We start from the raw sequence: 20,389 nt of genomic DNA on the forward strand, positions 1-20,389 counted from the left end.
ATGAGCCAGGCGGCACAGAACCTGAACTGGTTGATCACCAACTTCGTGGACAACACCCCGGGGGTGTCCCACACGGTGGTGGTCTCCGCCGACGGACTCCTTCTGGCGATGTCCGAAGGCTTCCCCCGCGACCGCGCCGACCAGCTCGCGGCCGTCGCCTCCGGTCTGACGTCTCTGACGGCAGGCGCCTCCCGCATCTTCGAGGGCGGCAGTGTGAACCAGACGGTCGTGGAGATGGAGCGGGGATTCCTGTTCATCATGTCCATCTCCGACGGCTCGTCGCTCGCGGTGCTCGCACATCCCGAGGCGGACATCGGCCTCATCGGGTACGAGATGGCCCTGCTGGTCGACCGAGCCGGTACGGTCCTGACACCGGACCTTCGTGCGGAGCTCCAGGGGAGCCTGCTCAACTAACAGACGAACGGTGCGTTTTGGCGTCCCTTGGCCGTAAGGTCTTGGGACGCGGCTCCACAGCGTTGGATGCCGGGCACAGTCGGAGGAGGAGAAAGTGGCAACACCCCCAGGCGGTTCGTCGGGCAATTGGTCGTACGGCCCTGCCCAGGGTCAGGGCGACGGTGGTCAGAACCCGAACCGTTACAACTTCCCCTCCGCACCCAGCCACCGGCAGCCGTACGCGCCGCAAGGCCCCGGCCCGTCGCCGTACGACCAGCCGCACGCCCCGCGCATCCAGCCGGTGCAGCCGCAACGCCGCGCCCCCGAGCCGGCGCCCGCCGGCGCGTCGAACAACCCGCTGGTGCGTCCGTACGCCATGACCGGTGGCCGGACCCGCCCGCGTTACCAGCTCGCCATCGAGGCGCTGGTGCACACTACTGCGCAGCCGCACCAGATGCAGGGCCAGTTGCCCGAGCATCAGCGGATCTGCAACCTCTGCCGGGAGATCAAGTCGGTCGCCGAGATCTCGGCGCTCCTCACGATCCCTCTCGGCGTGGCCAGGATCCTCGTCGCCGACTTGGCGGAGGCGGGACTGGTCGCCATCCATCAGCCCGGCGGCGACGAGAACGCCGGCGGCCAGCCAGACGTGACACTGCTCGAAAGGGTGCTCAGTGGACTTCGCAAGCTCTAGCGGAGGGCCTTCCCGCTCCACCACCTCCGCGAAGATCGTGGTGGCTGGCGGCTTCGGCGTGGGCAAGACCACGTTCGTCGGCGCCGTCTCGGAGATCAACCCGCTGCGCACCGAGGCCGTCATGACGTCCGCGTCCGCGGGCATCGACGACCTGACCCACACCGGGGACAAGACCACCACCACGGTGGCCATGGACTTCGGCCGTATCACCCTGGACCAGGACCTGATCCTGTACCTGTTCGGTACGCCGGGCCAGGACCGCTTCTGGTTCATGTGGGACGACCTGGTGCGCGGCGCCATCGGCGCGATCGTGCTGGTCGACACGCGGAGGCTCGCCGACTGCTTCCCCGCCGTCGACTACTTCGAGAACAGCGGTCTGCCGTTCGTCATCGCGCTCAACGGCTTCGACGGCCAGCAGCCGTACACGCCGGACGAGGTCCGCGAGGCGCTCCAGATCGGCCCCGACACCCCGATCATCACGACGGACGCCCGGCATCGGGCCGATGCGAAGAGTGCCCTGATCACGCTGGTCGAGCACGCGCTGATGGCTCGTCTGCGGTAGTTCTCTCGCTGTGGGGCAGCCCCCGGCGGCCTTCGGGCCGCCGGGGGCTGTCGCGTTGCCGGGTGCGGGTTGCCGGTGGTCGGTCGCGCAGTTCCCCGCGCCTCCAAGCACAAGAAGGCCCCTCGGTGAGGGGCCTTCTTGCATGAGCTGGGGTCAGCGCCAGCTGTGCGGGGCGCGGAAGCCGGGCTCGCGCTCCAGGCGGCGCCAGCCGGCCTTCACACGGCCGCGGTGGGTCGGGACCGGGTCCGTGGGGCGGGCGGCCGCACGGGCCAGGAGGATGGCCGTGATCGCGGCGACCTCCTCGGGCTCGGCGTGGCCCTTCTCGACGCGGATGTCAGGAGTGTCCATGGGTGTCAGTCTCCGTGGCTGAGATGTCCGCCGGGTTACTGCGGCGGGTTGCCGTGCTTGCGCGACGGCAGATCGGCGTGCTTGCTCTGGAGCATCGCGAGGGACCTGATCAGCACCTCGCGGGTTTCCGCGGGGTCGATGACGTCGTCGACCAGGCCGCGTTCGGCCGCGTAGTAGGGGTGCATCAGCTCGGACTTGTACTCCTTGACCATGCGGGCCCGCATGGCCTCGGGGTCCTCGGCCTCGGCGATCCGGCGCCGGAAGATGACGTTGGCCGCGCCCTCGGCGCCCATGACCGCGATCTCGTTCGTCGGCCAGGCGTAGGTGAGGTCGGCACCGATGGACTGGCTGTCCATGACGATGTACGCACCTCCGTAGGCCTTGCGCAGGATCAGGGAGATCCTCGGCACGGTCGCGTTGCAGTAGGCGTAGAGGAGCTTCGCGCCGTGGCGGATGATGCCACCGTGCTCCTGGTCGACGCCGGGCAGGAAGCCGGGGACGTCCAGAAGGGTGATGATCGGGATGTTGAAGGCGTCGCACATCTGCACGAAGCGGGCGGCCTTCTCGGACGCCTCGATGTCCAGGACGCCCGCCAGCGCCTGCGGCTGGTTGGCGACGATGCCGACGACCCGGCCGTCCATCCGGCCCAGGGCGCAGATGATGTTGCGGGCCCAGCGCTCGTGGACCTCGAGGTACTCGCCCTCGTCGACGATCTCCTCGATGACCTTGGTCATGTCGTAGGGCCGGTTGCCGTCCGCCGGGACGAGGTCCAGCAGGACGTCCGAGCGGCGGTCGACCGGATCGGAGGACTCGGCGCGGGGCGGGTTCTCGCGGTTGTTCTGCGGGAGCAGGGAGAGGAGGTAGCGGACCTCGGCGATGCAGGTCTCTTCGTCGTCGTAGGCGAAGTGGCAGACGCCGGAGGTCTCGGCGTGGACGTCGGCGCCGCCCAGGCCGTTCTGGGTGATCTCCTCGCCGGTGACCGCCTTGACCACGTCGGGGCCGGTGATGAACATCTGCGAGGTGTCGCGGACCATGAACACGAAGTCGGTCAGGGCGGGGCTGTAGGCCGCACCGCCCGCGCACGGACCGAGCATCACCGAGATCTGCGGGATGACACCCGAGGCCTTGGTGTTGCGCTGGAAGATGCCGCCGTAACCGGCCAGCGCCGAGACGCCCTCCTGGATACGGGCGCCCGCGCCGTCGTTCAGCGAGACCAGGGGCGCACCGGCCGCGATGGCCATGTCCATGATCTTGTGGATCTTCGTGGCGTGGGCCTCGCCCAGCGCGCCGCCGAAGATGCGGAAGTCGTGCGCGTAGACGAAGACCGTGCGGCCCTCGACCGCGCCCCAGCCGGTGATCACACCGTCGGTGTAGGGCTTCTTCGTCTCCAGCCCGAAGCCCGTCGCCCGGTGCCGGCGCAGCTGCTCGACCTCACGGAAGGACTCCGGGTCCAGGAGAAGTTCGATGCGCTCGCGCGCGGTCAGCTTGCCCTTGGCGTGCTGCGCCTCGGTCGCCTTCTCGCTCGGTCCGGCCACCGCCTGCGCACGGATCTCGTGCAGTTCGGCCACGCGTCCGCGCGCGTCGGTCGGCTCACCCGGCGCCTCATCCAAAACGGTCATGTAGCGACCTTACGAAGCCGACCGAGGAATGGGGGCCGTCGACTCCTCACAGTCTCCGACGTGTTTTCCTGGTACCCCTGAACAGAACCAGGGCCGGGTGCAGCCTTTCCGACTGCTCAGAGGGCATGTCGCTTGTAGGGGTCGCACAAAGTCGTCAGGCGAGAGCCACCTCACAGACGTGGGTGGCGCATGCCTCCCCCGGAGTGACGCGGACGCGCAGACGGGTGCCCGTGGCGAGGACGCGGACCGAGTCGTCGGCGCGGATCACCCGGCGCACCGGACGGTCCCAGACGATCTCCAGGGGCTCGCCCGTGCGGGGCGGTTCGCTCACGCAGAGCGTAGCGCCGCGGCCGCTGCGGACGGTCAGCACGCTCGCTGCCGCGGACGCGGTGAGCGCTCCCGCCGTGCCCGCCTGCCAGAAGTTCGCCGCCGTGAGGCCCAGGGAGGGCACCGCGACCGCCTGGCGCCCGGCGTCGTTGGCGAGGACCGACAGCCAGGGGCGGTCGGCGGCCCGGTGGGCGACGGCGCGGCGGGACGCCCCGGGCATCAGCAGGTAGGCGTACGTGGCGTCGTGCGGGTCGGTGCCGTGGTCGAGCCAGAGGGTCTGCCAGCGGCGGGTGCGGCGCTCGGCCGTGCCGCCGGTGTTGATGTCGGACCAGGCGCCGGCGCGGTCCTCGCGCAGCGCCCGCGCCTCGCCGTCGAGGAGCACCCAGCCGCCGTGCTCCTCCAGGTGGGCCCAGTGCGGGCCCCGGGTGAAGCGCTGGGTGCCGGACTCCCCCAGGTTGCGGTTGTCGACGACCGTCTCCACGGGGACGCCGTCGGAGCAGCTGATCCCGGCGCCCAGGCAGATCACCGCGTCGTGGGCGAAGAACCAGGACTTGTGGGCCCGGAGGGTGGAGCCGAGGCCCCTGAGGTCCTGGCCGAGGGCCGCGTACCGGCCGTCGGTGGTGCCGCCGACCCAGCGGGCGGTGGGGCGGGCGGTGCCCCATTCGCCGCCCTCCCGGTCCGCGAGCCGCCTGGTGGACACGGTGGTGCCGGGCAGGCGGTACCAGTCGACGGTCGGCCAGTACCAGTCGGTGTACTGGTCGCCGGTGCCGGACCACCAGCTCACCATGCCGGCGCCGGTGTGCCAGCCGCGCGGGTTCTCGCCGTTGCCGCACTCGTAGTGGGCGATGCGGTCGCTGGCCATGGCGACGCTCATGGTGAAGCCGGGGCCGCGGTGGACGGCGCGGTCCATGGCGGCGAACAGGCGGTGGCCGGCGGGTTCGGGCGCCGCGGGCACGGGTGAGGCGGCGATCGCGTGCAGCCGGGCGAGGTCGGCGACGCCGTACTGAGGGGCCGTCAGAACGGGGCTGACGGTGTTCCGTTCGATCCACCCCTTGACGCGGGCGTGCCAGCGGTCGCGTTCGGCGGGGCTCGCGCCGGCCGCGAGGAGGGCGATGGCCGCGATGAGCTGCTGGCCGTGGTAGTGGTCGCTGCGCATGACCCGGCGGTCGTCGGTGGCGAGGAGCCCGCGGCTGATGGCGCGGCCGTTGACGGCGTCCATGACGAGGCCGTCGTGGACGAGCGGCACGAAGGCGTGCTCGACGCTGTCGAGGACGATCTGCCGGTTCGGGTCGGTGACCTCCCAGTCGGATCCGGCGAGCAGGGCGAACAGGCGGCCCAGGCCGTCGAGCAGGACCTGGCCGTACGTGCCCGAGTAGGCGACCCAGGTGTGCTGGACGAACGAGCCGTCGGCGTGGAGGCCGTCGCCCCGGGTGACGTACGGGAAGACCGGGGAGAGTGCGTCCCGGGCGAGGGCGATCTTGGCCGGGTCGCGGCCGAGGACGCCGCGCAGGGCGACGGAGCGGCACAGGTCGACGCGGTTGGCGCCGGTGGAGGTGCCGCTGTAGTCGCCGATCGCGGAGTCGGGGACGAAGTGGTCGACGGCCGCGCAGGCGGCGCGCACCCGGGCGTCGCCCAGTTGGTCGTGGAGGGCGGCCGTGATGTCCATCAGCAGGCGGGGGCTGCCGATCTGCCACTCCCACCAGTTGCCGTAGGGGGTGGTGGCCGGGTGGTAGACGGTGGTGGCGAGGTGGTCGAGGCCGCGCAGGACGCCGGTCAGCAGGTCGGGATCGGCGGTGGAGCCGGTGCCCTGCTGGACGTAGGCCTGGGTCATGGTCCACAGCCGGCCGTAGCTGAGGGTGATGCCGGCCGGGGGGTCGAAGGGGTGGCCGGGCCAGAGGGAGCCGGCGGCCGGGGCCATGGTGCCGCTCAGCTCCCGCGCGAGGGCGCCGGTCCGGGCGAGCCGTCCGGCGTAGGGCTCGGCTGCCGGGTCGTACCCGCTGCCCAGGGCGAGCTCCAGCCAGCGGTGGCGCAGGGCGTCGTACGGGTCACCGGCACCGGTGGGGCCGGAGGCGGCGCTCGCGGTGGCGGGCGGGGCGCCGCCGGTCGCCGCGAGGGCGGCGGCCGTCAGCAGCAGGGCGCGACGGGTGGGCCGGTGGCGGCCCCCGGGCAGGGCGCGGCGCGGGGAGGTCATGCCCATGCCCTACCACGCGCGGGGGCTCGCCCTGAACGCCGGAACCGGCCGGATCGCCCGGATCAACCGGACGGGGGACGGCGGAGTCCGGGCCCTGCCAGCCGTCTCGTGGCCGGGTGGGGGACTGGGCCGTGCCGCTCACCCGGAGTCACGAGCAGACCCGCGAAGGGCCCACCCTCACCCGGGGTCACGAGCAGACCCGCGAAGGGCCCACCCTCACCCGGGGTCACGAGCAGACACGCGAAGGGCCCACCCTCACCCGGGTCACCGCAAGCCGACCGGGCGCTGGGGGCCCCGGCTCATCCGGGTCGGTTCGGGCCGTTCGTCCATCTGCGGTAGAGGCCCGGCGCCAGCTCGCGGACGCGGTCGGGCAGGCTCGGCCGGGCGGGTGCACCGGTCTCGTCGCGGTCCTGGGACACGGCCTCCCAGATCCGGGCGGCCACGTGGCCCGGTGACAGACGGCCCGCGTGGTCGCCCTCGCGTGCGGGGAACGCGGCGCCCACGGGGCCGGGTTCGACGAGCGTCACGCCCACGCCCGTGCCGCGCAGTTCCCGGCGCAACGCCTTGGCGAAGGCGGCCAGTCCGGCCCGGGCGGCGGAGTGGACCGCCTCCTGCGGCACTCCCCCGCCGCCCGCCCCCGCGCCGAGCAGCACCACCCGGCCGCGCCCGGCGGCGATCATGGACGGCAGCACCTCGCGCACGAGGTGGAGCGTGGCGTTGAGGTCCAGGGTGAGCACCCGGTCGATGTCGGTGTGGGGCATGGCCGCGAAGGGCCCGGTCCAGCCGAGCCCCGCCCCGGCGACCAGGGCGTCGATGCGGCCGGTCGTGTGCAGGGCGGACCGGGCCAGCAGGCGGGGCCCGTCGGGGGCCGCGAGGTCGGCGGGGAGCACGACGGCCGACGTGCCCGAGGCCGTCCGCTCCAGACCGTGCCGGTCGCGCCCGCTGAGCAGCAGGTGCCAGCCGTCCAGGGCGAAACGGCGTGCCGTGGCGGCCCCGATGCCCGAGGAAGCCCCGGTGACCAGGGCTACGCGCCGGTCGAGTCCCCGCGCCGGGCCGTAGGCGCCGGGCCGGTCCGGGGCGGAGGCCGCCGGGTGGCGTGGGGCTGAGTCCGTCCGGGGGTCGTGGGCCGAGCCGGAGCCGGTGAGTGTCACGAGTCGCTCTCCCCTGCGCTGTGCGTCCGCCGTGGTCTCGTCTGTCGCGTCTCCATACGGTTCCTTGCAACCGAACCCCGTCTCCCGGGACCCCGCCACCGCACACAGCCGTGGCCCCGCGCCCGCCCGGCGGGTTCCCCGCTGCTCCGTTCCCGGGCGGCGCACGGTCCGTGGCGTCTCCACCGGAATCCCGCGTCGCCCCCGCGGCGCACCGCTCGATGCGGCCATCCGGGTGTACGGGACGCGCCGGATCGGGACGGGACGGAAACACACCCGCCGAAGATGTTGAATGTTGAACGGAATGGGTCTACGGTGGGACCCGTCGAGATAGTTCAACGTTCAACATAAACGCAGGAGGCGTACACCATGAGCATCTTCAGCCGCAGCACCACCACCACCGCCACCACCACCACCACCGACGGTGCCGTCAGCCCGGACCTCGCCGCCCTGACCGGTGACTACACGATCGACCCCGCGCACTCCACGATCGGCTTCACGGCCCGGCACGCCATGGTCACCAACGTCAAGGGCAGCTTCAAGGACTTCACGGGCACCCTGCACCTCGACGGCAGCGACCCCTCGCGCTCCACGGCCTCCCTCGACGTCGTCATGGACAGCATCGACACGGGCAACGCGGACCGCGACGGCCACCTCAAGAGCGCCGACTTCTTCAAGGCGGACGAGTTCCCGGCCATGACGTTCCGCTCCACCCACGCGGAGGCGCTCGGCGGTGACGACTACCGCATCACCGGCGACCTGACGATCCTCGGCACGACCCGCCCGCTGACGATCGACCTCGAGTTCAACGGCGTCGCGAAGGACCCGTTCGGCAACGAGCGCGCCGGCTTCGAGGGCAAGGCGGAGATCCTGCGCTCCGAGTGGGGCCTGACCTGGAACGCCGCGCTGGAGACCGGCGGTGTCCTGGTGTCCGACAAGATCAAGCTCACCTTCGACATCTCGGCCGTCAGGAACGCGTGAGCCCGCGCGGCCGGTCCGGTGGCCCCACGCCACCGGACCGGTCTGGCCGGAACGCGCCCCTTGTGGAAGGACCGTCGGCGTTCTCATAATCCAGCAGCAGAATTTTGACCAGTCCATGCCAGTCCATGGACGTTCTTTTTGCCCATGCTGCTGTCATGCGCTCGTCAATCTGATGCTCCGGTTGCACCTCCCCAGTCAACCCCCCACGGAAGGCATCACGTTGAAGAGACTCCTCACGGCCTTGAAGAGATGCGCCGTCCTCGGCGCCGCCGCGCTCGCGATCGCCAGCCTCCAGCCCGTCTCCGCCGCGCAGGCCGCCCCCTCGCCCGTGGTCGGCGGGACGCGTGCCGCACAGGGCGAGTTCCCGTTCATGGTCCGGCTCTCCATGGGCTGCGGCGGCGCGCTCTACACCCAGCAGATCGTGCTCACGGCCGCGCACTGCGTGGGCCGCTCCGGCAACAACACGAGCATCACCGCGACCGCCGGGGTCGTGGACCTCCAGTCGACCAGCGGCCGCGTGCAGGTGCGTTCCACGAAGGTGCTGCGCGCCCCCGGCTACAACGGCACCGGCAAGGACTGGGCGCTGATCAAGCTCGCCCAGCCCATCAACCTGCCGACCCTCAAGATCGCCACCACGGCGCAGTACAACACCGGCGACTTCACGGTCGCCGGGTGGGGCGCGAACCGCGAGGGCGGTGCCCAGCAGCGCTACCTGCTGAAGGCCACCGTGCCGTTCGTCAGCGACGCCGCGTGCCGGGCCTACGGCGGCTCGTACAGCGGTCTCGTGGCGAACGAGGAGATCTGCGCCGGCTTCGACGCGGGCGGTGTCGACACCTGCCAGGGCGACTCCGGCGGCCCGATGTTCCGCAAGGACAACGTCGGCGACTGGATCCAGGTCGGCATCGTCAGCTGGGGTGAGGGCTGCGCCCGGCCCCAGGCGCCCGGCGTCTACACGGAGGTCTCGACCTTCGCCTCCGCCATCGCCTCGGCGGCGTCCACGCTCTGACCGATTGTCCCGGGCCCGGCGCCGCGGCGGCGCCGGGCCGTCACACAGGCCGTCACACGCGGGGACCCGGGGCCGGTGACACCGGCGTCTGCGTGCCGGTCCGCTTCCCGCGCCTCACCCTCCCGGCGGTCCCGGTCCTCCCGGTCGTCCCGGCGGTCCCGGTCCTCCCGGTCGTCCCGGCGGTCCCGGTCCTCCCGGTCCTCCCGACCGTCTCGGTGATCCCGGTCCTCCCAACCGTCCCGGTCATCCCGGTGGCCCCGGTCGCCCCGGTCGCCTCGGTCGCCCGGTCGCCCCGGCCGTCCCGGTCGGCGAACGGCCCGGAGCGTCCCAGGCGACGGCAGACTCGTTTCTTCCCGCGGCCGCGGGCCCTCAGCGGTCCGGTCCCCCGCGGGACTCCAACGCCGCCACGGCCGCCGCCACTCGATCCGCACGCGCGGCCGGCGTCCGGGCGCGCAGGACGCCGAGCATCGCCAGGTAGCGGTCCGTGCGGCCGAGCGCCCGGAAGGCCGCCGCGGCCCGCGGGCTCCGCTCCAGCGCCGCCGCCAGGTCGTCGGGGACCTCGGCCTCCTTCTGCGACGCGTACGCCGCGTCCCACCGCCCGTCGGCCCGCGCGGCCGCCACCTCCGCGAGTCCGCCCGGGCGCATCCGGCCCTCGGCGGTCAGCTCCCCCACCCGCCGGACGCTGACCGCGGACCAGAGACTGCCGGGCCGCCGCGGGGTGATCGCTGGAGGTAGCGCGCGGCGTCGAGCCCTTTGCGCTGCCCGGTGATCCAGCCGTGGCACAGGGCCACGTCGTTGACGTCGGCGGCGCTGACGGAGGGAATGCCCGAGCCCTTCTTGGCCACCTCCACCCACAGTCCCGGGTGCGGGGCCGGATGGGCGGTGAGCCAGGAGTCCAGCCCGGCGGCGGTCGCGAAGGCGAGAGGGCCGGTGTCGTCGGTGGCGCTCATGGCACCACCGTACGGAGGCGGCGGGGCGGACGCCGTCCGCTACGGGAGCAGGGCGCGGGCCTGTTCGCGCGCCGACGCCGCCGCGTCCGGGAAGATGCCGAGCCCGTGCGCGACCAGGGCGCCCTCGTGCAGCAGCATCAGCGTCCTGGCCAGCTCGCCGGACCGCTCGGGGGCGATGTCCTCGACGAGGCGGGTGAACAGGTCGAGCATCCACCGCTTCTGCCCGGTGATGACCCGGTGGGCCGGGTGGGCGGGGTCGCTGATCTCCGCATGGGCGTTGACCATGCTGCACCCCTTCGGACTGAGGTCCGCGGCCCAGGCGCCCGTGGCGTCGAAGACGGCCAGGACCCGGGCGCGCGGGTCCGGCCCCGCCGCGTCCAGCCGTTCGGCGAGGAAGGCCCGCCAGCGGTCGTCGCGGTCGGCCAGGTACTCGACGACGATCTGCTCCTTGGAGCCGAACCGGTCATAGAGCGTCTTCTTCGTCACCCCGGCCTCGGCCGCGATGAGGTCGACCCCCACCGCGTGGATGCCGCGCTCGTAGAAGAGCCGGCCGGCCGCCAGCAGCGCGCGGCGGGCGGCGGGCGTCATGGTGATGCGGCGCGGGGTCCCGGTCGTGCTCATGCTCCTCACTATACCGATCTGTATAGTGAGCCGGAACGGGTAAACAGATCTGTCTACTGGCTGGGGTGACGCCGTGAAGATCCTCCTGTCGCTCGCCTTCGTGCTGTGCTGGAGCTCCGGCTTCATCGGCGCCAAGCTCGGCGCGGGCAGCGCGTCCGCGATCACCGTCCTGATGTGGCGGTTCCTGCCGCCGGCCGTCGTCCTCGTGGCCGTCGCCGCCGTCGCGCGCGGCGCCTGGCGGGGGCTGACCGCGCGGGACCTGACCCGCCAGGCCGTCATCGGCCTGCTGTCGCAGAGCGGCTACCTGCTGAGCGTGTACCACGCCATCCAGCTCGGCGTCTCCAGCGGGACGACGGCCCTGATCGACGGGGTGCAGCCGCTGGTCGCGGGTGCCCTCGCCGGGCCGCTGCTGGGGCAGTACGTGTCGGGCCGGCAGTGGATCGGCCTGGTCCTGGGCCTGGGCGGCGTCACCCTGGTCACCCTGGCCGACGCGACGGCGGGTGCCGGTGTGCCCCGGTGGGCCTACGCCGTCCCGCTGCTCGGGATGTTCTCGCTGATCGCGGCGACGTTCCTGGAGAGCCGGTCCCGCGCACGCGTCGCACCGCAGGTGTCCCTGACGGTCCACTGCGTCACCAGTGCCGTCCTGTTCTCCGTGCTGGCCGTCGCGGCCGGGGCAGCGGCGCCGCCCGCCGAGGGCGCCTTCTGGCTGGCGGTGGTCTGGCTCGTGGTCCTGTCCACCGTCGGCGGGTACGGGCTGTACTGGCTCCTGCTCCGGCGCTCCGGCGTCACCGCCGTCAACACGCTGATGTTCCTCATGGCGCCGGTCACGGCCGTGTGGGGAGCGCTGATGTTCGGTGAGCCGTTCGGCGTGCGGACCGCCCTGGGGCTGGCCGTCTGCCTCCTGGCCGTCGTCGTCGTGGGGCGCGGCGAGGGCGGGCGGAACACTGCCGCGACTGCCGCCGGGGACGGCCGGGACAGTGCCACGGCTGCCGCCGGGGACGGCCGCGACGCCGGGCGCCGCTGGGCCACGCCCGAGCACGCCCGCCGCTAGACACCGTCCCGTCGGCCCGTGCGTGTCCGAGGGCCCGGCATCATGCCCGTACCCGGGCGTCGGCTTCAGGGGCGCGGGCGGACGGGCGGCCCGGGTCGGAACCGGGCCGGTGGGGCGGCCGGGTCCGTGGCGCGGCCCGGGTCAGAAACCGCCCCCGAAGTCGCCGCCGCCTCCGAAATCGCCGCCTCCGCCGAAGTCACCGCCGCCGAACCCCCCGCCGAAGTCGCCGGCGTCGAAGTCCGCGCCGGAGACGTCGCCGCCCTCGTAGCCGCTGAAGTCGCCGTAACCGGAGCCGTAGTCGGCCGCGTAGGCGGGGCCGGCCATCATGCTGCCGAGTGCCGTGCCGACCAGGAGGCCGGGCAGCAGGCCGCCGCCGAAGTAGCCGCCGGCCCAGGGGCCGTAGGCCGGGCCCGCCTCCCAGTACGGGCGGCGGCCGTGGTCGGTGTCGACCTCGCGCACCGCCGGATCGCGGCCCTCCGCGAGCCGCACCTGGTCGGCCGCGCACACCGGGACCTCGCGCGTGGTGCCACCGGGCGGCGTCCAGCTCGCGTCGGCCACCGAGGGGCCGTGGCGCGGGTCGAAGAAGCACGGCGGGCGGCGCTCCGGGAGGACCCGGCCCTCGCGGCGGGCGGCGAGGGAGGCCAGGGAGAACCGGCCGTCCTCCACGGTCTCGGTCACGGCCCGCACGTCCTCCGGCTTCGCCGCGGCCGCCATCAGGGACTTGGCCCGGTCGTAGGAGTCCAGGGCCCGCTCGTAGTCGGCGCGCATGGCGTCGTCGGCGCCGGGCTCCCCGGGGCGGAAGTCGAGGCGGTCGAGTTCCTCGCCGAAGGCGGTGATGTCCTCGTCGACCACGACGCGCAGCCTCTCCAGCGCGGCCCGCTGCTCCTCCTCGTGGCGGCGGCGGTTGCGCCGGACCAGCGCGTAGGTGCCGGCGCCGCCGGCCGCGACCAGGGCACCGACCGTGATCAGCCCGCCGACCGGCACGTCGCCGCCGGAGCCGCCGCCCCAGCTGCTCGGCGCCGTACCGCGCATACTGCGCAGGGCGTCGTCGACGAAGTCGTTCAGCTGGGCCTTGGTGTCACCCGCGCCCTGGGCGGCCGACACGAGGTTGGACACCGCCGGGCGGCTCATCACCGCGCGGTCGGCGCGGGCGTCGAACCGGTCGCCGAGGCGGATGCCGTACAGGCCCGTGACGCCGGTCTCGGTGCGCAGGTTCCGGAACAGGTCCTGCGTGGGGTAGCCGGCCGGCAGGACCGCCACGAAGATCGGCCTGTCGGCGTCCTTGATCTTGTCGGCGAGCGCCTCGGCGTCCGACGCGGAGAGCAGGTCGGAGGCGGCCGGGTCCACGTAGACGGGGCTCTCGCGCAGCTCCGCGGCGACTTTCGACAGGTCGGTGGCCGCGTGCGCACCCGGCGCACCCGCCACCAGTACCGCCAGCACGGCGGCGACCGGCACGATCAGCAGGCGTATGACGGTACGCACCAAGTGGGCCTTCATATGTTCGAAGCTACCCGAATCAGCACAGAAAGGGAGATCGTCCGGGACCCGGTTCTTGGCCCGCCCCGGGCCCTACGATGCCTGTGCACGCAGTGCCGTGGGCCGCCCTGGCCCGCCGGCCGCAGCGGGAGGCGGGGGGACGAAGGCATGCTCGGACGACGCAGGGCCCAGGACATGACCGTGTCCGGACTGAGCGAGCTGGACCGGTCGCGGACCCGGGCCGATCTGCTGTGGGAGCTGTTCCGGCACGCCGAGGCCGAGGTGCTGGCGGCGATCGACTGGTATCTGGCGCGGCGGCGCGGACCGGCGCTCTGGTCGCGTTCGCTGCGGGCGCTCGCGGCGCTGTTGGGCATCGTCGGCACGCTGACGCCCCTGGTGCACGCGGCCGCGCCCACCGCCGTGCAGCCCGAGTGGGGCTTCGTGTTCCTGGCGGCCGGCGCCGGCTGCGTGCTGTTCGACCGGATCTTCGGCTTCTCGGCGTCCTGGACCCGGTACATCCGCTCGCAGCTGGCGTTGCAGCAGTTGCTGAAGAAGGCGCAGGCGGAGTGGGCGCAGGCGTACCTGCGGACCACCGACTCCCCGAGCGACAAGGAGCAGGCCGCCCTGCTGGGCGTGATCGAGCGGCTGCGCACGGACGCCCACCGGATCGTCGAGGAGGAGGGGTCGGCCTGGGTCGGCTACCTCGCCGACGGCGTCGAGGAACTGACCCGCTCGACCTCCCAGGTCACCGGCCAGCGCCCACACGGCGCGGGTCTGTTCCGGCTGGACCGGGCGCCCGGCGGCGCCCGGGGCGGCGAGGTTCCGGGCCCGCGGTCCAGGGACACGGCGATGTGATCCGGGCCCGGAACGGCCCGCCCCGCCCGTCCTACTCGGCCGGGACCACCCCGGCCCGCAGGAGGCCGTAGGTGTACGCGTCCTCCAGGGCCTGCCAGCTCGCCGCGATGACGTTGTCGGCGACGCCCACCGTGGACCACTCCCCCGAGCCGTCCGACGTGGAGATCAGCACGCGGGTCGTGGAGTTGGTGCCGTGCTTGCCCTCCAGGATGCGGACCTTGTAGTCGACCAGCTCCAGCTTGGCCAGCTGGGGGTAGATCTTCTCCAGGCCGACGCGCAGGGCCCGGTCGAGGGCGTTGACCGGGCCGTTGCCCTCCGCCGTGGCGACGATGCGCTCGCCCTTGGCCCACAGCTTGACCGTGGCTTCGTTGGCGTGGGACCCGTCGGGCCGGTCCTCGACGATGGCCCGCCAGGACTCGACCTGGAAGTAGCGCAGGGGCTTGCCCTGGACCTCGGTGCGCAGCAGGATCTCGAAGCTCGCGTCGGCGGCCTCGTAGGTGTAGCCCTTGAGCTCGCGCTCCTTGACCCGCTCGACCACCCGGCCGACCAGCTCGCGGTCGCCGCCGAGGTCGACGCCGAGCTCCTTGCCCTTGAGCTCGACGGAGGCCCGCCCGGCCATGTCGGAGACGAGCATCCGCATGGTGTTGCCGACCCGCTCGGGGTCGATGTGCTGGTACAGGTCCGGGTCGACCTTGATCGCGGAGGCGTGCAGGCCGGCCTTGTGGGCGAAGGCGGACAGGCCCACGTAGGGCTGGTGCGTGGAGGGCGTGAGGTTGACGACCTCGGCGATGGCGTGGGAGATGCGGGTCATCTCGCGCAGGTGCCCCTCGGGCAGGACCCGCTTGCCGTACTTCAGCTCCAGGGCCGCCACGACCGGGAAGAGGTTGGCGTTGCCGACGCGCTCGCCGTAGCCGTTGGCGGTGCACTGCACGTGGGTGGCGCCGGCGTCGACGGCGGCCAGGGTGTTGGCGACCGCGCAGCCGGTGTCGTCCTGGGCGTGGATGCCGAGCCGGGCGCCGGTGTCGGCGAGGACGGTGCCGACGACCGCCTGGATCTGCGCCGGGAGGAAGCCGCCGTTGGTGTCGCACAGGACGACGACGTCGGCGCCGGCGTCGGACGCGGTGCGCACGACCGCCTTGGCGTACTCCGGGGCGGCGCGGTAGCCGTCGAAGAAGTGCTCGCAGTCGACGAAGACCCGGCGCCCCTGCTCCTTCAGGAAGGACACGGTGTCGGCGACCATCGCGAGGTTCTCGTCGAGGGTGGTGCGCAGGGCGAGCTCGACATGGCGGTCGTGCGACTTGGCGACCAGGGTGATCACCGGGGCACCGGACTCCAGCAGGGCCCTGACCTGGGGGTCCTCGGCCGCGGTGGTGCCGGCGCGGCGGGTGGAGCCGAAGGCGACCAGCTGGGCGTGCCGGAAGTCGACCTCCTGCCGGGCCCGGGCGAAGAACTCGGTGTCCCGCGGGTTGGCGCCGGGCCAGCCGCCCTCGATGAAGCCCACGCCGAAGTCGTCCAGGTGCCGGGCGATGGCGAGCTTGTCGGCGACGGTGAGGTTGATGCCCTCCCGCTGGGCGCCGTCGCGCAGGGTCGTGTCGAAGACGTGGAACGAGTCGTCGGGCTCGCTGGTCTCGGTCATGGTCTCAAAGGCTCCTGAGGATGGGATCTCGGTCGTACCGGAATGACCGGCTCCACCGCCCTCACATACTTCCTCGCGCTCTCGCCTTCCGGCTGCGGGTGGGCCAGAAATGCGAAAAACCCCTCGCGGGTGCGAGAGGTCTGCGCGCGGGTCGAGGACGACGGTGTCCGCCCGTACCTGGTCGTACGTGCGGTCACTGCGGACCGGCGCGCCTGCTGCCAATAATCATGGCGAACGAGAGCACGCGGGAAGTCTGGCACAGTCCCCGGGCCCGGCTCACCGGCGTCTCAGCATGCGGTCGATCGGCTCCGGGTGGCGGACATGCCGCCCGTGCGGAGTCCCGCCGCGCCGCTCAGCCGTCCGCGAGGAGCCCGTCGGCGAGGAACTCGGCCACGTGCTGCAGCACCCCGGCCCGGTCGGTGCCGCGCAGGCCGATGGCGACGTGGATGGACAGTCCGTCCAGCAGCGCGCGCAGGCGGGCGGCGAAGCGGTCCGGGTCGACGCGGCGGAACTCGCCGCGCGAGATGCCCTCGGCGAGCAGGGCGACCAGGTCGCGGTGCCAGGCGCCCTCGATGGCGGCCTGCCGGTCCCGGGCGTCGGACTCGACGGCGGCGTTCTGCGACCGGTTCCAGACCTCCAGCCACAGCGTCCAGTGCGGATCGCGGTGGCCGTCGGGGACGTACAGGTCGACGTAGGCGCGCAGGCGTTCGCCGGCGGGGGCGGCCCGGGTCAGCAGCCGGGCGCGCTCGGCGCCGAGGCGGCCCTCGCTCCACTCCAGGGTGCGCAGCAGCAGTTCGTCCTTGGAGCCGAAGTAGTAGAGCAGGTGACCGCTGCTCATGCCGACCTCGCGGCCGAGCGCCGCCATGGTCAGCTTCTCCAGGCCGCGCTCGGCGATCATCTCCATGGCGGCGGCGAGCACGTCCTCGCGGGGCGGGGCCTGCTTTCGCCCACCGGCCATGTGCGCTCCTAGGTTCTCGGCTGCTGCTGGGTGATGCAGTGGATGCCGCCACCGCCCGCGAAGATCGTACGGGCGTCCACCAGGGTCACGGTCCGCTCGGGGAACAGGCGGCGGAAGATGCCGGCCGCGATCTCGTCGCGGGGATCGTCGAAGCCGCACAGCACGACGCCGCCGTTGCACAGGTAGTGGTTGATGTAGGAGTAGTCGGCCCAGTGGCCGTCGGCCTCCAGGACCGTCGGGGCGGGGACCTCGACGACCTCCAGGCGGCGGCCCCGGGCGTCGGTCTGCGCCTTCAGCAGGCCGATGACCTCCCGCGTGACCTCGTGGTCGGGGTGGGCGGGGTCGGGCTGGGAGTGGGCCACGACGACACCGGGGCGGGCGAAGGCGGCGACGATGTCGACGTGCCCGAGGGTGCCGAAGCCGTGGGGAGGGTAGTCGCCGGTCAGGCCGCGCGGCAGCCAGATCGCCTTGCGGGTGCCGAGCCGGGCGTGGATCTCGGCCTCGACCCGCTCGCGGCTCCAGCCCGGGTTGCGCTCGGGTCCGAGCTGGACCGTCTCGGTCAGCAGGACCGTGCCCTCCCCGTCGACGTGGATCCCGCCGCCCTCGTTGACCAGCTCCGAGGAGTACGTGCGCGCCCCGGCCAGGTCGGCGACGTGCGCGGCGATCTTCGCGTCGTGCTCCCAGCTCGCCCACTCCTGCGCGCCCCAGCCGTTGAACGTCCAGTCGACGGCGGCCAGCCGGCCCTTGCCGTCGGTCAGGAAGGTCGGCCCGATGTCGCGCATCCAGGCGTCGTCGAGGTCCCGTTCGACCGTGTCGATCCCGTCGCCCAGCAGGGTCCGCGCCTGCGCCGACCGGCCCGGGCCGCACACCACGGTCACCGGCTCGAAGCGGCGGACCGCCCGGGCGACCGCCGCCCAGGCGGCCTGGGCGGCGGCCAGGTCGTCGGGGGACTCGAAGGTGGGGTTGGGGCCGGGCCAGGCCATCCAGGTGCGCTCGTGCGGGGCCCATTCGGCGGGCATGCGGAAGCCGTCGGCGGCTGCGGACATCGTGGATCCTCAGAGGAAGTAGAGACGGTTGAGGGAGACGGAGTCGGCCGGTGCGGAGCGCAGTGGCTCGCCGTCGAGGGTGACCAGCCCGGTGCGCTGGTCCACGTCGACGGCGCCGGTGCGGGAGTTGAGGCGCAGGTCGGCCGGTCCGATGCCCCGGGTGCCGCGCACGGCGACCCGGCGCCGCCGGGTGGGCAGGGTGTCGTGCCCCTGGTCCAGGGCGGCCTGCGCGACGAACGCCACGGAGATGTCGGCCGGTGTGGCCCCGTGCGCGCCGAACTGCGGTCCCAGGACGAGGGGTTCGCAGGTGTCGGTCGCCGCGTTCGGGTCGCCGGTCACCCCGTACGCCGGGAAGCCGGCCTTCAGCACGAGCTGCGGCTTGGCCCCGAAGTACTCCGGGCGCCACAGCACGATGTCGGCGAGCTTGCCGGTCTCCAGGGACCCGACCTCGTGCGAGAGGCCGTGCGCGACGGCCGGGTTGATGGTCAGCTTCGCGATGTAGCGCAGGACGCGCTCGTTGTCGTGCCCGGCTCCGGGGTCGCCCAGCTCGGCCTTCATCTTCCCGGCCATGGCGAAGGTGCGGCGGACGGTCTCGCCGGCCCGGCCCATGCCCTGCGCGTCGGAGGAGGTGATGCCGATGGCGCCCAGGTCGTGCAGCACGTCCTCGGCGCCCATGGTCCCGGCCCGGATGCGGTCGCGGGCCATGGCGGCGTCGCCCGGCAGGTCGGTCTTGAGGTCGTGGACGGACACGATCATGCCGTAGTGCTCGGCGACGGCGTCCCGGCCGAAGGGCAGGGTCGGGTTGGTGGAGGAGCCGATGACGTTCGGGACGCCCGCCATCTTCAGGACGTTGGGGACGTGCCCGCCGCCGCAGCCCTCGATGTGGAAGGCGTGGATGGTGCGGCCCTCCAGCACGCGCAGGGTGTCCTCGACGGACAGGCACTCGTTCAGCCCGTCGCTGTGCAGGGCGACCTGGACGTCGTGCTCCTCGGCGACGCGCAGCGCGGTGTCCAGGGCGCGAGTGTGGGCGCCCATGTCCTCGTGCACCTTGAAGCCGGACGCCCCGCCCTCGGCGAGGGCCTCGACCAGGGGCGCGGGCGAGGACGACGAACCGCGGCCCAGGAAGCCGATGTTGACCGGCCAGGCGTCGAAGGCGCCGAAGGCGTGGCGCAGTGCCCAGGGCGAGTTGACCCCGACGCCCCACACGGGCCCGAACTCCTGCCCGATGATCGTGGTCACGCCGGAGGCGAGCGAGGCTTCCATGACCCGCGGCGACAGCAGGTGGACGTGGGTGTCGACCGCCCCGGCCGTGGCGATGAGCCCCTCGCCGGAGACGATCGAGGTGCCCGTGCCGACGACGACGTCGACCCCGTCCAGGGTGTCGGGGTTCCCGGCCCGCCCGATCGAGCAGATCCGCCCCTCGCGGATGCCGAGGGAGACCTTGCGCACGCCCTGGACGGCGTCGATCACCACGACGTTGCTGACGACGACGTCGCAGGTCTCGCGGACCGCGGCGGCCTTCAGGTGCAGTCCGTCGCGGGCGGTCTTGCCGAACCCGGCGAGGAACTCGTCGCCGGGCCGCTGGGAGTCGGACTCGACGCGGACGGTGAGGCCCGAGTCGCCGAGGCGGATGCGGTCACCGGCGCGTGGGCCGTGGGTGGCGGCGTACTCGTGCGGGGTGAGGCGGCGGGCCTCGGCGGGGTGTCCTCCCGGGCGGCTCATCGCCCGTCCTCCTGTCCGTCGGTGTCCGTCACGCCGAGGTAGCCGCAGGCGGCGGCGCGGCGCAGCGCCTCCTCGCGGGCGCCCGGGGCGTCCAGCGGTCCGTCGACCAGTCCGGCGAACCCGATGGCGACGCGGTCGCCGCCGATCGGCACCAGGGCGATGTCGACGCTCTCCCCGGGTCCGAACCGCACGGAGGACCCAGCGGGCACGGCCAGGCGCATGCCGTAGGCCCGGGCGCGGGGGAAGTCGAGGCGGGGGTTGGCCTCGAAGAAGTGGAAGTGCGAGGTGACCGAGACGGGCACGGACGCCGTGTTGGTGACCGTGAGCCGGTCGGCCGGTTCGGGCTCGGGGTGCTCCGGGCCGGGCAGCAGCGCGCCGGGGGCGTCGGGGCCGGAGCCGGGGCCGAGCGGGTCGGAGACGACGGCGAGCCGTGAGCCGTCGTCGAAGACGGCCTCGACGTGCACCTCGGTGACGACGTCGGCGACACCGGGCAGCACGTCGCCGGGGCCGAGCACCGCCCGGGCCCGTTCGACGGCCTCGGCGAGCCGGGCGCCGTCCCGGGCCGCCTCGCACACGGTGTCCGCGATCAGCGCGGTGGCCTCCGGCACGTTCAGCCGCAGCCCGCGTGCCCGGCGGGCCCGGGCCAGCTCCGCGGCGGAGAAGAGCAGCAGCCGGTCACGTTCCGTGGGAGTCAGTCTCACGCCTCGGCACCTCCTTGCCGTCAAGGACTTAGAGCATCACTCTAAACCGTGGGTTTCCGCAACCCAGTTATTGACGAAACAGGAAGCACTGCACCACATTGAGCGTC

At 73.1% G+C, this 20,389-nt stretch carries 18 protein-coding genes and 1 pseudogene; 7 read left to right on the forward strand and 12 right to left on the reverse strand.

The genetic code is table 11. From position 1 onward, the window contains the following. The 3 genes from ACH4C6_RS00850 to ACH4C6_RS00860 all read left to right on the forward strand — a co-directional run bounded on the left by ACH4C6_RS00850 (position 1) and on the right by ACH4C6_RS00860 (position 1,646). A complete protein-coding gene (locus ACH4C6_RS00850; protein WP_004983065.1) occupies positions 1 to 414 on the forward strand; it encodes a roadblock/LC7 domain-containing protein in 414 nt (137 codons plus the stop codon). A gap of 94 nt (positions 415 to 508) precedes the next feature. Continuing rightward, on the forward strand, positions 509 to 1,084 hold the full coding sequence (locus ACH4C6_RS00855; RefSeq protein WP_369193553.1) for a DUF742 domain-containing protein: 576 nt from the start codon (positions 509 to 511) through the stop codon (positions 1,082 to 1,084). After that, the gene (locus tag ACH4C6_RS00860; RefSeq protein WP_014675207.1) at positions 1,065 to 1,646 is read left to right on the forward strand and encodes an ATP/GTP-binding protein; all 582 of its coding nucleotides are present in this window, start codon (positions 1,065 to 1,067) and stop codon (positions 1,644 to 1,646) included. The genes ACH4C6_RS00855 and ACH4C6_RS00860 overlap by 20 nt, the downstream gene beginning before the upstream one ends. Before the next feature lie 153 nt (positions 1,647 to 1,799). Here ACH4C6_RS00860 and ACH4C6_RS00865 read toward each other — a convergent pair whose 3' ends face one another. The 4 genes from ACH4C6_RS00865 to ACH4C6_RS00880 all read right to left on the reverse strand — a co-directional run bounded on the left by ACH4C6_RS00865 (position 1,800) and on the right by ACH4C6_RS00880 (position 7,282). After that, positions 1,800 to 1,994 (reverse strand): acyl-CoA carboxylase subunit epsilon, encoded by a 195-nt coding sequence (locus ACH4C6_RS00865; RefSeq protein ID WP_398106390.1) that lies wholly within the window; start codon positions 1,992 to 1,994, stop codon positions 1,800 to 1,802. A 35-nt stretch (positions 1,995 to 2,029) separates the two neighbouring features. Continuing rightward, positions 2,030 to 3,613 carry an acyl-CoA carboxylase subunit beta gene (locus ACH4C6_RS00870; protein WP_398106391.1) on the reverse strand — a complete coding sequence of 528 codons (1,584 nt, stop codon included), beginning with the start codon at positions 3,611 to 3,613 and terminating at the stop codon, positions 2,030 to 2,032. Positions 3,614 to 3,767: 154 nt separating this feature from the next. Continuing rightward, complete coding sequence (locus ACH4C6_RS00875) at positions 3,768 to 6,131, reverse strand: polysaccharide lyase 8 family protein (RefSeq protein WP_398106392.1); 2,364 nt, start codon at positions 6,129 to 6,131, stop codon at positions 3,768 to 3,770. A 299-nt stretch (positions 6,132 to 6,430) separates the two neighbouring features. Then, complete coding sequence (locus tag ACH4C6_RS00880) at positions 6,431 to 7,282, reverse strand: SDR family NAD(P)-dependent oxidoreductase (RefSeq protein WP_398106394.1); 852 nt, start codon at positions 7,280 to 7,282, stop codon at positions 6,431 to 6,433. Between the two features lie 366 nt (positions 7,283 to 7,648). Between ACH4C6_RS00880 and ACH4C6_RS00885 the strand changes: the two genes are divergently transcribed. Both ACH4C6_RS00885 and ACH4C6_RS00890 read left to right on the forward strand, forming a co-directional pair. After that, the gene (locus tag ACH4C6_RS00885) at positions 7,649 to 8,260 is read left to right on the forward strand and encodes a YceI family protein (RefSeq protein WP_398106395.1); all 612 of its coding nucleotides are present in this window, start codon (positions 7,649 to 7,651) and stop codon (positions 8,258 to 8,260) included. A gap of 220 nt (positions 8,261 to 8,480) precedes the next feature. Next, positions 8,481 to 9,266, forward strand: a complete 786-nt coding sequence (locus ACH4C6_RS00890) for a S1 family peptidase (RefSeq protein ID WP_398106396.1) — start codon at positions 8,481 to 8,483, stop codon at positions 9,264 to 9,266. A 369-nt stretch (positions 9,267 to 9,635) separates the two neighbouring features. On the opposite strand, the pseudogene ACH4C6_RS00895 reads toward ACH4C6_RS00890, so the two are convergent. Both ACH4C6_RS00895 and ACH4C6_RS00900 read right to left on the reverse strand, forming a co-directional pair. Continuing rightward, a pseudogene (locus ACH4C6_RS00895) lies at positions 9,636 to 10,216 on the reverse strand (YdeI family protein). Between the two features lie 39 nt (positions 10,217 to 10,255). Then, entirely contained in the window at positions 10,256 to 10,837 is a 582-nt protein-coding gene (locus ACH4C6_RS00900; protein WP_398106397.1) for a TetR/AcrR family transcriptional regulator, read from the reverse strand. Positions 10,838 to 10,910: 73 nt separating this feature from the next. Here ACH4C6_RS00900 and ACH4C6_RS00905 point away from each other — a divergent pair, with 73 nt between their 5' ends. Further along, on the forward strand, positions 10,911 to 11,888 hold the full coding sequence (locus ACH4C6_RS00905; protein ID WP_398106399.1) for a DMT family transporter: 978 nt from the start codon (positions 10,911 to 10,913) through the stop codon (positions 11,886 to 11,888). Between the two features lie 141 nt (positions 11,889 to 12,029). Here ACH4C6_RS00905 and ACH4C6_RS00910 read toward each other — a convergent pair whose 3' ends face one another. After that, a complete protein-coding gene (locus tag ACH4C6_RS00910; protein WP_398106400.1) occupies positions 12,030 to 13,385 on the reverse strand; it encodes a hypothetical protein in 1,356 nt (451 codons plus the stop codon). Between the two features lie 147 nt (positions 13,386 to 13,532). Here ACH4C6_RS00910 and ACH4C6_RS00915 point away from each other — a divergent pair, with 147 nt between their 5' ends. After that, positions 13,533 to 14,219, forward strand: a complete 687-nt coding sequence (locus tag ACH4C6_RS00915; RefSeq protein ID WP_398106402.1) for an SLATT domain-containing protein — start codon at positions 13,533 to 13,535, stop codon at positions 14,217 to 14,219. A 31-nt stretch (positions 14,220 to 14,250) separates the two neighbouring features. Here ACH4C6_RS00915 and cimA read toward each other — a convergent pair whose 3' ends face one another. The 5 genes from cimA to ureA all read right to left on the reverse strand — a co-directional run bounded on the left by cimA (position 14,251) and on the right by ureA (position 20,282). After that, complete coding sequence (gene cimA, locus ACH4C6_RS00920) at positions 14,251 to 15,855, reverse strand: citramalate synthase (protein ID WP_398106403.1); 1,605 nt, start codon at positions 15,853 to 15,855, stop codon at positions 14,251 to 14,253. Between the two features lie 352 nt (positions 15,856 to 16,207). After that, entirely contained in the window at positions 16,208 to 16,813 is a 606-nt protein-coding gene (locus ACH4C6_RS00925; protein ID WP_398106404.1) for a TetR/AcrR family transcriptional regulator, read from the reverse strand. A gap of 8 nt (positions 16,814 to 16,821) precedes the next feature. Further along, on the reverse strand, positions 16,822 to 17,859 hold the full coding sequence (locus tag ACH4C6_RS00930) for an agmatine/peptidylarginine deiminase (RefSeq protein WP_398106405.1): 1,038 nt from the start codon (positions 17,857 to 17,859) through the stop codon (positions 16,822 to 16,824). A gap of 9 nt (positions 17,860 to 17,868) precedes the next feature. Next, positions 17,869 to 19,581, reverse strand: coding sequence for an urease subunit alpha (locus ACH4C6_RS00935; RefSeq protein ID WP_398106406.1), 1,713 nt, complete (start codon positions 19,579 to 19,581; stop codon positions 17,869 to 17,871). Continuing rightward, complete coding sequence (gene ureA, locus ACH4C6_RS00940; RefSeq protein ID WP_398106407.1) at positions 19,578 to 20,282, reverse strand: urease subunit gamma; 705 nt, start codon at positions 20,280 to 20,282, stop codon at positions 19,578 to 19,580. Before ureA ends, ACH4C6_RS00935 begins: the two co-directional genes overlap by 4 nt. Between the last annotated feature and the right edge of the window lie 107 nt (positions 20,283 to 20,389).

The sequence above is a fragment of the Streptomyces sp. NPDC017943 genome (assembly GCF_044328425.1).
Taxonomy (GTDB): domain Bacteria; phylum Actinomycetota; class Actinomycetes; order Streptomycetales; family Streptomycetaceae; genus Streptomyces; species Streptomyces djakartensis_A.